We start from the raw sequence: 12,681 nt of genomic DNA, 5'->3' as shown, positions 1-12,681 counted from the left end.
GTTATCCAAGGAATTGCAATGAAATCCAATAAGTTTCTGGCGGCGGCGCTTGCCGCCGTCCTGTTCGGCCTGGGCGGCCAGGCGCAGGCCGGCAAGGGCAGCGGCGAGGTCACGCTGATCCACATGGGTGACCTGCACGGCCACCTGGTGCCGCACCCCAGCGTGCGCAGCGATTCTCTCGGCAAGACCGAAGGCGGCGTCGCACGGATCTACACGCTGGTCGAACAGATCCGCCGCGCCCAGCCCGGCAAGACCCTGCTGGTCAACACCGGCGACACCCTGCACGGCGGCGCCGAGGCGATGTTCACCCAGGGCGAGGCGATGATCGAGGTGCTCAACGCCTTCGGTTTCGATGCCTATGCGCCAGGCAACTGGGATTATGTGTATGGCGCCGACAAGTTCCTGTCCTACTTTACCGGCCCGAAGCCGCGCGCGCCGTGGAACCTGGTCGTGGCCAACCTGTACTACGATAATTATCCAGGGCTCGAAGCCCGAAACGGCCAGACCGTTGCACCAGCCTACATCGTCAAGGAAGTCGGCGGCCTGCGTGTCGGCATCATCGGGTTCACCTCGGACCGCGGTCCGCAGGCCGGCGACCCGAAGATCACGGCAGGGCTGCGCTTCACCGATGGCCGGGCCGAGTACGAGCGCTACGTGAAGGAAGTGCGCGGCCAGGACGTCGACCTGCTGGTCGTCATCTCGGAACTCGGCCTGCATGGCAACCTGACGCTGGCCGATGCGATTCCCGGCGTGGACGTGATTCTCTCGTCCGACAAGCATGAGCTCACGTCCAAGCCGGTGGTCTCGCGCAATGGCACCCTGATCGTCGAGCAGGGCATGGATGGGCAGGTCGTGGGCGAACTGCGCGTGCGTGTCGAGAAAGGCGCAGTGACGGACAAGCGCTACGTGTCGCACCGGATCACCGAGCTCCTGGCGGAAGACAAGCGCATTGCCGCCCTGGTCGCCAAGGTGCGCGCGCCGCTGGTGAGCGGGCCGGGGTTCAAGACCGGCGCCATCGTCAATCCGTTCAGCGGCGCGCCGCTGCGCCGCCCGATCGACACCGTGGTCGGACGGACCGAGGTGCCGCTGTACCGCAGCAACTTCGGGGACGAGCGCATGCCGGCGGTGATCGAGGGCTCGTCGCACGATTTCCTGACCGACGCCTTCCGCCAGCAGGGCGACGCCCAGCTGGGCATCATCACGGGCTTCCGCTACGGCACCGTGGTCGCTCCCGGCCCGATCACGCTCGAAGACCTGTACCACTTCATGCCGGTGGGCGCGCAGATCGCGCGCGGCCAGCTGAGCGGCAAACAGGTCCGGAACGCGCTCGAGGGCAGGCCGCAGAACACCCCGGCGCGTGCCGGCGAGTGGGTGAACGGCTGGACTGCCGGCATCAGCGGCCTGGTCGCCGAATTCGATCCGCTGGCGCCACAGGGGTCGCGCGTGCGACACCTGCGCATCGGCGCCGCACCGGTGCAAATGGACGCCAGCTACAGCGTGGCCGGCTTCTGGTACCAGCAAATTCCGACCATGATCAACCGCCTGCCCGCGACCGATGTGGTGGTGGTGAAGGACAAGGACGGCGCCACGCTCGACGCGACCGACGTCGTGGCGCGCTATCTCGAATCGCTGCCGGGCAAGACGGTGACACGCGAAGGCCTGCAGCTGGAGCGCATCCGTCTGGTCAATCCGCTGCCGGCGTCGGCGCACGGCGTGCGCGAGATGCAGCCGCTGGGCGCGGTCGCGCGCTGACGCGCGGCCTGCGTTCAGGGCAGATTCCGCCCTGATCCAGTGCGCCTGCCAATGCGCACTGGATCAGGTCTGGCCGTCTGGCAGGATGAGAAATAAGCGTTGCGATCACTCTGAGCTGAAACCCAAAAGTTGGACGTCAACTTTTGGGTTTTTTTTATGACGTGATCAGGGCGAGGTCGTGCGTGGGGGCGCCGGCCTTGAGCATTTCCGCCCCCAACCATGCCGGCCTGGTAAAGGCTGCCTCATGGTATCTCCAGGGTGGTTTTACCATCTGACCAACTCTTCTTGCTGGCGTAAGCCAGGCACGACGGCGCCAGCACGCGGCCATGCAGGACGCTGCCCGTGAGTGCGGCGCGAGCCCTCACCGGTAGGAATCACAATCTACTTGAATATATATCGATAAAAGATATACTATAAAAGTGTATGTTGATTGGTACGTGCGATGTCAATGAATCATGAAGAAGGGAGCCGACGGCCTGCCGACGGCATCGATATCGCATCGATGCGCCGTGCTGCCGAGCAGGCTTGCGGCCTGTTGAAGGCGCTGGGCAATCCCGACCGCCTGCTGCTGCTTTGCCAGATGACACAGGGGGAGTTCTGTGTCGGCGAACTGGAAGCCTTGACTGGCATTCGCCAGCCCACGCTGTCGCAACAGCTGGCGGTGCTGCGCGACGAGAAGCTGGTCGATACCCGCCGCGAAGGCAAGCAGATCCATTACAGCATAGCGAGCAGGGAAGCGATGGCCGTGATGGAAGTGTTGTACGCGCTGTACTGTAAACGATGAAAGGGAGTCATTCATGACCATCAACTGGAGCGAGTTCACGCCGTGGGCGTCGCTGTTCGGCGGCCTGCTGATCGGGCTGTCGGCGGCGCTGTTTGTGCTGTTCAACGGCCGGATCGCGGGCATTAGCGGCGTGCTCGGCGGCTTGCTGCGTCCGCTGCGCGGCGACATCGCCTGGCGTATCGCATTTCTGACGGGACTGATCGGTGCGCCGTTGGTGGTCGGGATGTTTGCCATCTTGCCCGAGGCCCGCATCGATGCCGGCGCCGGGACCCTGGTTGTCGCCGGCTTGCTGGTCGGACTGGGCACGCGCTATGGGGCCGGCTGCACCAGCGGTCACGGCGTCTGTGGACTGTCGCGGCGCTCGCCCCGTTCCCTGGTCGCCACGGCGAGCTTCATGCTGGCCGGCTTCGTCACCGTGTATGTCGTACGCCACCTGATGGCGTAAAGAGGGGAATATTCATGCAGATCGTCATGGCACTGATCGTCGGGCTGATCTTCGGTATCGGGCTGCTCGTCTCCGGAATGGCAGACCCAGCGAAAGTCCTGAATTTTCTCGACCTGGCCGGCAACTGGGATCCGTCGCTGGCATTCGTCATGGGTGGCGCGATCGCAGTCGGCTTGATTGCCTTCCATGTTGCCGCCGGGCGCAACAAGTCGCTGCTCGGCGACGCCATGCGCTTGCCGTCCGCCACGCAGATCGACCGGCGACTGGTGTTCGGTAGTCTGGCCTTCGGGGTGGGCTGGGGCCTGGCGGGGTACTGTCCAGGGCCGGCGCTGGTGTCGCTGATCGTCGGCGGCGAGAAACCGCTCATTTTTACTGGCGCAATGCTGGCCGGGATGGCGATCTTCGAACTACTGGAACGCCTGCCCGATGCGCCGGGCGAGCAGCGTGCGTAAGCGCAGGGTATCGGGGTGGACGCGCGCGCCCGAGATCTCATCGGCGTCTATACTGCGCCATCCAGGGGCACGTACGCCTGATTGTCAGTAGGAGAATCCGCATGATCTTCCGCCAATTGTTTGAGCCCTTGTCCAGCACCTACACCTACCTGATCGGCTGTCCGGAAACCGGTCAAGCGGTATTGATCGATCCCGTGATCGTGACCGTCGAGCGTGACCTGGAGGAGCTTCGACGCCTGGGGCTGACACTTGCATACAGCGTCGACACCCATGTCCACGCCGACCACATCACGGCGGCGCTGGAACTGAAGAACAAGGTGGGGAGCAAGATTGCAGCGCCAGCAGCGGAACGCGTTGACTGTGCGGACGTTCAGCTGGAAGAGGGGACGCCTTTCACGGTAGGCTCCATACAATTCCAGCCACTGCATACGCCGGGCCATACGTCTGGCCATTTCGCCTATGTGCTGGGCAGCCGCGTCTTCACGGGCGACGCGCTGTTGATCGACGCGTGCGGGCGCACCGATTTCCAGCAGGGCGATGCGGATGCGCTCTATCACAGCGTGCGGGGAAAGCTGTTCGCATTGCCTGATGAAACGCTCGTCTACCCGGCGCACGATTATCAGAACCGGTGGGTGTCTTCCGTCATGCAGGAAAAGCAGCGCAATCCTCGCCTTGGCGCAGACCGCTCGATCGAGGAGTTCCGGCAGATCATGGCGGGGCTCAACCTGCCATACCCGAAATTTATCGATTATGCGGTTCCCGGCAACAAGCAGTGCGGCGTGTGTCCGACTGATCTGCCGGACAATCTCGGCAAGTACTGCCAGCAGATGACTGATAGTCCGCAAGGATAGTCCGCAAGGATAGTCCGTCGAGCAGGAAATAGAGGGCGGGCTTCAGGCCCGCCCTGTCGCTTCACCAGCGCATCATTTCGCTTTGCGCGACGACCAGTGTACATGCACGATTTTCCAGTCCTCTCCCTTCTTTTCAAGGACCGCGGTCTCGGTGCCGAAGACATGCACCGGTTTGCCGCGCGACGACCCGACGGTTTCCGTCTCTTCCCAGACAATGGCGGTGTTGCCGTCGATACGCTCGGACTGCTTGAGGGTCTTGCGCGTGACATTCTTGGCAAATGCCATGTCGCCACCCAGGTGATGGCCCGCGTACTCGTCGCGCGAGCGTTCGACGAACCCGGATTCGTAGATGGCGACTTCAGGAGACAGTAGCGATAGTGCCTTTTCCTTGTCCCCGCTGGTCAGCGCTTGATGGAATGCGGCGACTGTTTCCTTGGGCGATGCGGCCAGGGCAGAGGCATGCACGCCAGCGAACGCAGCGGTAACGATGATGGCGGCCAGGGTTTTCTTAAACATTTTTTCTTTCCAGGTGAACTTGCTCAGGATGACATTGGGGGAGAGGTCGACGTCAGGACAGCCGCCGCTACCAGCACGGCAATCAGGACGATGGCTTCAATATGCAGGATCCGTGCGAAGCGCTTGCTGGCGTCCGGCGCACGTTGACTGGACTGTGTCAGTGATGCGAGCACGGCTGGCATCACGATAAAGCGGTTGAAGCCGCCCAGCGCCGCGGCGAAGAACACGAGGCCGAGCTTGATGATGAGGACATCGCCATACGGATTGCCGAACAGGTTTTCCGGGCGCTCCAGCACGCGCCAGGCACTGATTGCGCCGGTGGCGAAAATACCCACCAGCGCGACTGTCGCGCTGCACGAGAGCGCCTCGACGTAGGCGACGCAGTCCGATCGGCTGCCCGGAGCGCTGTCGGGTGCATGTCGCAGCGTGATCAAGCCTGCCACGATCACTTCGCCGACCCAGATACTGGTCAATACCAGGTGTAGCCAGTCGACTGCCACGGCCCACGTGAAATCGCCCGCCGCGCCGGCATGGCTGACCATGCTGCGGCTATACAGCAGCACGCCGATCGCCAGCACGCGCAGCGCCGATACGGCCGGCGTGGTTTGCAGCCGCAGCGGCGCAGCCGATGCCGCGCCTGCAACCACGAGCGCGACAGCGCCGATCATCCACGCCAATCCGAAATGGGTCGCACTGATGACCGACTTCACTGCGGGCAGCGCTTCGGCGAGTGGCACTTCGGCCATCGACGCCGCCTCGATCCACAGGATGGCGATATAGGTAGCGATCGCCGCGCCGGATCCCGCAAGCAGCGCTCTTTGCAGGCGCACCAGCAGGGCGCCAGCCCAGGGCGATTGGCGGGTGCGCAGCCAGAGCAGCGCTGCGCTCGCACCAACAAGCACGGCGAGCGACAGGTTGAGGAGGGCGGTGATGGCGCGCTGGACCGACGCGAGGTCGGATTCCACTTATTGCACCCGGAAGGAGAATTCGCCCTTGACCTTGTGGCCATCGCGCGCGACCGTGGTCCACTGCACACGCCAAACGCCGGCATGCAGCCCGGGCGTGGTCGCGACCAGCGCCCTGGGATCGGCAGGGTCCGCGGCGACCCTGGATGCATCGACGACGCCCCCTTTTTCGTCAACGAGCTTGACCTTGCTGAAGGGCAGTTCGAGCGGTTCGTTGAACTGCAGGCGGACCTGGGCCGGCGCCGGGCTGACGACGCTGTTCGCAGCAGGGGTCGACGCCTCCAGCCTGGCATGAGCGAGCGCGGACGGCGCCGCCACGGTGATGATGGCCGCGGCAGCGGCGGCAAGCAGGTTTTTCATTGTCATCTGTGGTTTCTCCTCTCAATCCCGCGCCACGCCGGCGCGGAAAGACACGGGGCATGGGCGCGCCTCGACTACTGGGCTTTTTCCAGCTGAACGATGGTGATGGCGCCTTCGATGCGATCGGCGGCAAATTTTACCTTGTCGCCGACCTGGACCAGCCCGAGCATGGCTGGATCCTTGACGCGCAGGACCATCGTCATTGCGGCCATGTTGAGGTTCTTGATTTCACCGTGGCGCAGCGTGATCTTGCCGGCCTCCTGGTCGATCTTCCTGACTTCACCATCGACGAGCCCGGACGCCGCCGGCGCTTCGTGGCCGGCATGGGACTCATGGCCTTCGTGTCCGGCGTGGGCGGTTTCCTGTGCCAGGGTGAGCGAGCTTGCGACGGCCATCACGATCGCCAGGGCCGGTTTCGAGAATGCGTTCATCGTTGTTCCTTTCGAGACGGATCAGTTGTAGCGTTTAAAAACGGTGGTCTTGCCATTGGGCTGCACGAGCAGGACGTCGTACGGGTCCTTGCGTGGCCCCTCCATGCCGGGCGAGCCGAGGGGCATCCCGGGCACGGCCAACCCTTTGGCCATCGGTTTTTGCGCGAGCAGCCGCTTGATGTCGGCCGCCGGGACGTGGCCTTCGATCGCATAGCCCTGGATCATCGCCGTGTGGCACGAGCCAAGTTCGTGCGGGATGCCGCCCCGTTCGCGGTATTCCGCCGGATTGGCGACGTTTGTCACGCGGGGTGTAAAGCCATTGGCCTCGAGGTGCTCGACCCAGGCTCCGCAGCAGCCGCAGGATTCGGTCTTGTAGACGTCGATGACCGGGCCCGCGGCGATCGCCAGCACCGGAATGGACAGGACGGCGGCCATGGCCGCACGTGAAATAAGTCGCTTGATCATGGGGTAGGTCTCCTTTTGCGGGTTAGTGATGGCCCTGGTGGTTCTGGGGTTTACGGACAGTTACTTCAACTTCCGGCCTGTTGGCCGTGGGCATTGCCTGGCCGCCCGCGTCCTGGCTACGGACGGCCGCGGGCGGTTCGCCTTTCCACTCGTAGGCGACAGTCCCTGGCGGGTGCTGGTACCAGCCTGGATTGCTGTAGTCGCCACGCTTCTGATCCTTGCGCACCTTCAGGATCGTGAACATGCCGCCCATTTCAACGCCCCCGAACGGCCCCTGGCCGGTCATCATCGGAAGCGTGTTGTCAGGTAGCGGCATCTCCATGTCGCCCATCGAGCCGCCTTTTTCGCCCATGACCATGTAGTCGGGAACCAGCTTCGTGATCTTCTCGGCCACGCCGCGGTGGTCGACGCCGATCAGGGTCGGCACGTCATGCCCCATCGCATTCATCGTGTGGTGCGACTTGTGGCAGTGAAAGGCCCAGTCGCCGGGCTCGTCGGCAATGAATTCGATCGCCCGCATCTGACCCACCGCGATGTCGGTCGTCACCTCCGGCCAGCGCGACTCGGGCCGGGTCCAGCCGCCGTCGGTGCCGGTGACTTCGAACTCGTGTCCGTGCAGGTGGATTGGATGGTTGGTCATCGTCAGGTTACCGGCGCGGATGCGCACGCGGTCGCCCTGGCGCACGTTCATGGTATCGATGCCGGGGAATGCACGGCTGTTGAAGGTCCATAGATTAAAGTCCAGCATCTCGTTCACGCGCGGCGTGTAGCTGCCTGGTTCGATGGCGTAGGCATTGAGCAGGAACACGAAATCGCGGTCTACCCGGTGGTGGGCCGGATTTTTCGGGTGCGTGACCCAGAAGCCCATCATGCCCATCGCCATTTGCACCATTTCGTCGGCATGCGGGTGGTACATGAAGGTACCCGGGCGGCGGGCGACGAACTCGTACACGAAGGTCTTGCCCGGCTGGATACCGGGCTGGTTCAGGCCGGTCACGCCATCCATGCCATTGGGCAGGCGCTGGCCATGCCAGTGGATGCTGGTGTGCTCGGGCAGCTTGTTGGTGACGAAAATGCGCACCCGGTCGCCTTCCACCACTTCAATGGTCGGCCCGGGGCTCTGGCCGTTATAGCCCCACAGGTTCGCCTTCATTCCCGGCGCAATCTCGCGCACCACGGGTTCGGCGATCAGGTGGAACTCCTTGACGCCATTGTTCATGCGCCAGGGCAGCGACCAGCCGTTGAGCGTCACGACGGGGTTGAAAGGGCGGCCATTCGGTGGTGGCGGCGGCGGTTGGGTGACGGCGCTGTCCATGATGGGCGCCTCGGGCAGCGTGGCCGCGCCGGCCCGGCTCACCAGGCCGGCGCCGACGAGCGCCGCGGCGCCGGTAAAGAAGTCTCGACGAGAGCTCATTGTTTTTAATCCTTGTTTCAATGTCCGGCAGCGGCCGACTCGGTCGCCACGGAACTGGAAAGGCTGGTGGTTGCGCCGCCTGCGCCATGGATGGCAGCTTGCAGGTCGGTGTCGGCAATCCAGAAGTCGCGCTGCGCCTCGATGGCGGCATTGACGCCGTTGATCTGGGCGCGGGCGTCCGCAAGGAGCTCGAACACGCTCATGAGCATGCCGTTGTAACGCAGCAGGGTCTCTTCCGAAATCTTCTTGCGAAGTGGGACGATCTCGTCACGGTAGTGCCGCGCCAGGTCGTAGCTCGTCCGGTAGGCCGAATAGGCTTCGCGTACCTGGGAGCGCGCCGTGATGGCGGTATTGGCCGTGCGATGAACCGCCTGCATGTACAGCGCCTCGGCTTTTGCCGTGCGGGCCCCACCCCAGTCGAACAGGGGCAGGGCAAGCTCGATCTCATAACCGTTCTCGCGCGGCTCGCCGGAGGTGCTCGAGTTGGCATAGCCGGCGTGGAGCACGTTGACGAAGCTGGTCGCCTTCGTCAGGCCCAGCGCGCGGGCCGTCGCTTGCGTGTTCAGTTTGGCGAGCTGGACGTCCAGGCGCTGCTGCATGGCGAGCGACTCGATGTTCGATGGTTCACGTGGCGTGCCCGGCATGTCGGGAAGCCGCTCGGGCAGCTGGAAGGCGGTGCTCGTTCCCCACACGCCCATCAGGCGGGTGAGTTGCTCCCGCGCTGCGGTGGCGTGATGGCGCGCGCGGGCCAACTGGGCAGTCGCTTCGGCGGAGAACGCCTGCTCGCGTGCCTGGTCCAGTGCACTCAGGTTACCGACCTTGGCCATCCGGGAAGCCAACTCGGCGCTTGCCTGCGCCGCCTCGCGTACCTGCTCGGCGTACTGCGCTGACTGCGCGGCCGCTACGGCATTGAAATAGGCCTTGCGCGTGTCGGCAGCCAGACGCACCGCATCGGTGGCAGCAATGAGCTTGGCGCCTTCGAACCGGCGCGATTCGATGTCGCGGCGCAGCGGAATGGTCAGCAGGCCGACCAGGTCAAACATGACGCTGCGTTCGATTTCGGTTTCGCCGCCGCCGGACATGCGGCCAAAGCCCACCGATGGGTTGGCCATGCGGCCGGCCTGCACCAGGTCAGCCTCGGCCACACCGAGCTCCTGGAGGGAGGCACGCAATCCCTGGTTGTTGAGCAGTGCGACCCGCACGGCACTGTCGGCAGACAGCGGTTGCTTGAGCAGCTCGTTCAGTTCGGCCTGCGTGGCAGGATCAGTCCCGGCCGGGCGCTTGAGCTGGATGTCCTGGCCGATGCGATCGGTCGTCATTGCCGAGACGGCGTCCAGACCACCGTCACTGGAAAACGTCGCGCATCCGCCCAGTGTCAGGGCGACGACCGCGGTCGCGACCGCGCGCAGAGACGGTGCCATTCGTGTTGTTGTCATAGCCTGGCCTCGCCTCAGTGATGCTTGTGGTGATCTTCAGATGCGTCGGCCGGCGCGTTACCGGGCGGCCTCTGAACGGGGGCAGCATCATGACCAGGTTGGCCAGTGTGATCCCCATGATCGGCGTGGCCAGCGTGAGCCCCGTGACCGGCATGGCCAGCGTGAGTCCCATGACTGGCGTGGCCAGCGTGGGCGGACGGATCTGCGACGGCGGCGTTGGCGGCGCGCCAGTTCTTGTCAGGTGACACGCCACCTTTCACGGTCGGCGAATGATTGGTCATCGCCGAGACGTACCCGGTTGGTGGCACGACGACGGATGCGTCGGCCGGATCGGGAGTACGGGAACTTTGCTGGGCCTGTGCTCCAAGCGCAGCAGCGAGCAGGGTGCCAAAGGCAGCCCACAGCTTGAGTTTCATTGTCAATCCTCGAAATCGGTAAACAGGGGCGCGCGGGGGCGCCGAAGTTCAGGACAGGCGGCGGCAACTAGAGGCCGAGGCGATGTCCAGGTCGATCAGGCGGATTTATTGCCGAGGAGGGCGTCTGAGGCCGTCAGGAATGAAACCAGCCACGAAGTCGGCAGGCGAGGCGCTAGCCGCGCTGGAGCCGTCAAAGACAGGCAAGGAGAGGGAGAAGGATGGAGGCGCCACGGCGCCGGCGCAAAATATCGAACAGGCACTGCACGACGAGTGCGTCGACTTTTCAACGTTGGCATGGGAACCGTCATCGCCGAAGGCGGCGTCCGCTTCGGTCATGGCGTGGTCGCCGTGATGCGCATGCATGTCGCTGGAAGCGGCGTGCGCCATATGCTGGTCTGCGAGCGGCACGGCGACTTGCGGCAAAACCGGCGCGCACGACATATTGATGGAACCGGCAACCGCATGGAGCGGGAGCATGCCCATCAGGAGCCAGACCAGCAATGTCGAGAGCAGACGGTTCATAGGTCGAATCAGTATAGCACGGCTGTCGCGGCGCGGAAGCTAGGCGAAAGTCTTCTTGAGTTAGCGTAAAAACGTCGTCCCCAAGAAGGTGGGGAACCAATCTTGCAAGCGTTTCGACGCCGTTTGCAGCACTTGGCCCCCCGCCTGCGCGGGGACGACGTATTTGACGGCTAGCTCAGCAGCTTAACTTAACGATATTAGCGCCGTGACTCGGTATTAATCGGTTTTATGCATTGGGATATTAGTTGCGCAATCGAGAACACAAATTGCTTTCGATGCGGCAGTCCGGGGCCAAATGTGGCGGCGATCGCCACGTCCTGATTCTCCGCGCCGGGTGGCGGGCGTTTCACAACCGCGGGCAGTCGAGCAGGTCGGCTACTTCGATGAAGCTGTCGGCCACGATGTCCCAGTCGTGCTCCGGCTCCAGGTCGGTCGATTGCGCCGGACCATGTTCATGGGGCCGGCGCACGAAGATCGTCCTGAGGCCGCAGGCCCGGGCAGCCTGGAGATCGCCGTTGTGGGCTGCGACCAGGGCGAATTCATGCGGAGGCAGTCCGACGGCGTCGGCCGACTTCAGGTAGGTCTGTGGCTGGGGTTTGTAGCTCCTGGCGATCTCGGCGCCGAGGATGGTGTCCCATGGCAGGCCACCATAGCGAGCCAGTCGCAGCATACCGGCGATGTGACTGTTCGACAGCGGTCCGATCGGGAACCGGCGTTTCAGCCGTGCGAGGCCTTCCAGCACGTCCGGCCAGGGGTCAAGGCGCTCCCATGCCCGGTTCAGCTCTGCCAGTTCCGCGCCAGGCATGGCGCCGAAGTCGGCGCCATGCCTGGCCAGGAGGGTTTCCAGGTTTTCGCGCTGCAGGAGCTCCAGGCGAACCCAGGGGCGCTCACCAGACCGGACCGACTGCATGGCAGGTTGGTACAGCGAACGCCATTCGTCGGCGAACGCAAATGGATCGACATCGATGCGGTGCCGTTCCAGAAACGGCTGCGCTGCCCGTGCAATGCCGGAGCGCCAGTCGACGACGGTGCCGAAAACGTCGAACCCGAGAAAGCCGACGGTGTGAAGCGATGTGCGCATAGTTAGCTTGAGGATGAAACGTGGCGCCGTATCAGTTTGTGGCTCGCCCGCGGCGTATCCAGGCAATGGTATCGTGGTGGACAGACTATAGCAGGTGCCCAGGCTGCGCATGATTGAGGCTGGCTGACCTTATGGAAGAGCCGTATTCATCAGCGCGTACCTCACCAACAGCCTTGCTCGGTGCTGTCATACCCGGAGCCGGGGACACCGAGCTCTCGGAAGTAATTTTGTAAGATCGGTATCATCGCTCGCCATAGCAGCACATGGCCTTTCGAAAGCTCTGATCTGACGGTTTTACTTCCTGTTTTTGTAAGTAAAACTAGCACTTCGCTGACAAGGGTACTAATTTGGTCAGAGAAGTGTGAATTCAGACTACCTGGAGAGGCGGCAATGGCCGCCGCTACACTCTGAGATCGACGCTACGCACGCGGATATTTGACACCTATCGCAGACGTGCCTGCCAGAACAGCTACCTCTGGCTTGGGCATAGCGTCAAGCAGAATTAAGATCTCATTCTTCATTCGGATTGAATCGCCACGACTATCGTAGACACTCCTGAGCCATAATATCGGGCACAAGGAGAAGATATGAGCGGTAAGCGGTACACAGAGGAATTCAAGATTGCAGCGGCCAAGCAGGTGGCGCAGGGCGGTCACCCAGCAAGCGAAGTAGCGGCCCGACTTGGGGTAAGCATCCTGGCCTTCCCCCACCAGCTCGGACACTTTCGATAGGTATGATGTCCCTATCGGAGGAATTACATGGCACGTGAAAGACGGTTGTTTTCAGAAGAG

The 12,681-nt window shown here is 63.3% G+C and carries 15 protein-coding genes and 1 pseudogene; 7 read left to right on the top strand and 9 right to left on the bottom strand.

Going from position 1 to position 12,681, the window contains the following annotated elements; genetic code table 11:
• Positions 1–18: 18 nt before the first annotated feature.
• From ABIB38_RS21555 to ABIB38_RS21535, 5 genes are all read left to right on the top strand, one after another.
• Positions 19–1,752 (top strand): bifunctional metallophosphatase/5'-nucleotidase, encoded by a 1,734-nt coding sequence (locus tag ABIB38_RS21555; RefSeq protein ID WP_429206748.1) that lies wholly within the window; start codon positions 19–21, stop codon positions 1,750–1,752.
• A 502-nt stretch (positions 1,753–2,254) separates the two neighbouring features.
• On the top strand, positions 2,255–2,536 hold the full coding sequence (locus ABIB38_RS21550; protein WP_429206785.1) for an ArsR/SmtB family transcription factor: 282 nt from the start codon (positions 2,255–2,257) through the stop codon (positions 2,534–2,536).
• A gap of 13 nt (positions 2,537–2,549) precedes the next feature.
• A complete protein-coding gene (locus tag ABIB38_RS21545) occupies positions 2,550–2,981 on the top strand; it encodes a YeeE/YedE family protein (RefSeq protein WP_429206747.1) in 432 nt (143 codons plus the stop codon).
• Positions 2,982–2,995: 14 nt separating this feature from the next.
• Entirely contained in the window at positions 2,996–3,433 is a 438-nt protein-coding gene (locus ABIB38_RS21540; RefSeq protein WP_429206746.1) for a YeeE/YedE family protein, read from the top strand.
• Positions 3,434–3,534: 101 nt separating this feature from the next.
• Positions 3,535–4,284 (top strand): MBL fold metallo-hydrolase, encoded by a 750-nt coding sequence (locus ABIB38_RS21535; protein ID WP_429206745.1) that lies wholly within the window; start codon positions 3,535–3,537, stop codon positions 4,282–4,284.
• Positions 4,285–4,356: 72 nt separating this feature from the next.
• On the opposite strand, the gene ABIB38_RS21530 is transcribed toward ABIB38_RS21535, so the two are convergent.
• The 7 genes from ABIB38_RS21530 to ABIB38_RS21500 form a co-directional block, all read right to left on the bottom strand.
• Positions 4,357–4,800: a YybH family protein gene (locus tag ABIB38_RS21530; RefSeq protein WP_429206744.1), complete on the bottom strand. Its 444-nt coding sequence runs from the start codon at positions 4,798–4,800 to the stop codon at positions 4,357–4,359.
• Between the two features lie 23 nt (positions 4,801–4,823).
• On the bottom strand, positions 4,824–5,765 hold the full coding sequence (locus ABIB38_RS21525; RefSeq protein ID WP_429206743.1) for a copper resistance D family protein: 942 nt from the start codon (positions 5,763–5,765) through the stop codon (positions 4,824–4,826).
• On the bottom strand, positions 5,766–6,131 hold the full coding sequence (locus ABIB38_RS21520; protein WP_429206742.1) for a copper resistance protein CopC: 366 nt from the start codon (positions 6,129–6,131) through the stop codon (positions 5,766–5,768).
• Positions 6,132–6,199: 68 nt separating this feature from the next.
• Complete coding sequence (locus ABIB38_RS21515) at positions 6,200–6,556, bottom strand: copper-binding protein (RefSeq protein ID WP_429206741.1); 357 nt, start codon at positions 6,554–6,556, stop codon at positions 6,200–6,202.
• 21 nt (positions 6,557–6,577) lie between these two features.
• Complete coding sequence (locus ABIB38_RS21510; RefSeq protein ID WP_429206740.1) at positions 6,578–7,021, bottom strand: DUF411 domain-containing protein; 444 nt, start codon at positions 7,019–7,021, stop codon at positions 6,578–6,580.
• 22 nt (positions 7,022–7,043) lie between these two features.
• Positions 7,044–8,435 (bottom strand): multicopper oxidase family protein, encoded by a 1,392-nt coding sequence (locus ABIB38_RS21505; RefSeq protein ID WP_429206739.1) that lies wholly within the window; start codon positions 8,433–8,435, stop codon positions 7,044–7,046.
• A 17-nt stretch (positions 8,436–8,452) separates the two neighbouring features.
• Complete coding sequence (locus ABIB38_RS21500; protein WP_429206738.1) at positions 8,453–9,856, bottom strand: TolC family protein; 1,404 nt, start codon at positions 9,854–9,856, stop codon at positions 8,453–8,455.
• A 104-nt stretch (positions 9,857–9,960) separates the two neighbouring features.
• Here ABIB38_RS21500 and ABIB38_RS21495 point away from each other — a divergent pair, with 104 nt between their 5' ends.
• A complete protein-coding gene (locus ABIB38_RS21495; RefSeq protein ID WP_429206737.1) occupies positions 9,961–10,116 on the top strand; it encodes a hypothetical protein in 156 nt (51 codons plus the stop codon).
• 276 nt (positions 10,117–10,392) lie between these two features.
• Here ABIB38_RS21495 and ABIB38_RS21490 read toward each other — a convergent pair whose 3' ends face one another.
• Both ABIB38_RS21490 and ABIB38_RS21485 read right to left on the bottom strand, forming a co-directional pair.
• Positions 10,393–10,809 carry a hypothetical protein gene (locus tag ABIB38_RS21490; RefSeq protein ID WP_429206736.1) on the bottom strand — a complete coding sequence of 139 codons (417 nt, stop codon included), beginning with the start codon at positions 10,807–10,809 and terminating at the stop codon, positions 10,393–10,395.
• Positions 10,810–11,155: 346 nt separating this feature from the next.
• The gene (locus tag ABIB38_RS21485; protein WP_429206735.1) at positions 11,156–11,890 is read right to left on the bottom strand and encodes a haloacid dehalogenase type II; all 735 of its coding nucleotides are present in this window, start codon (positions 11,888–11,890) and stop codon (positions 11,156–11,158) included.
• 587 nt (positions 11,891–12,477) lie between these two features.
• On the opposite strand from ABIB38_RS21485, the pseudogene ABIB38_RS21480 reads away from it, so the two are divergent.
• Positions 12,478–12,582: pseudogene (locus tag ABIB38_RS21480) on the top strand (transposase); the annotation flags it as partial.
• Positions 12,583–12,681 lie beyond the last annotated feature (99 nt).

The organism is Massilia sp. UYP11, assembly GCF_050434805.1.
Classification (GTDB): domain Bacteria; phylum Pseudomonadota; class Gammaproteobacteria; order Burkholderiales; family Burkholderiaceae_D; genus Telluria.
Note: the sequence above shows the minus strand (reverse complement) of the source record. Positions and strands in the feature narration are given on the sequence as shown.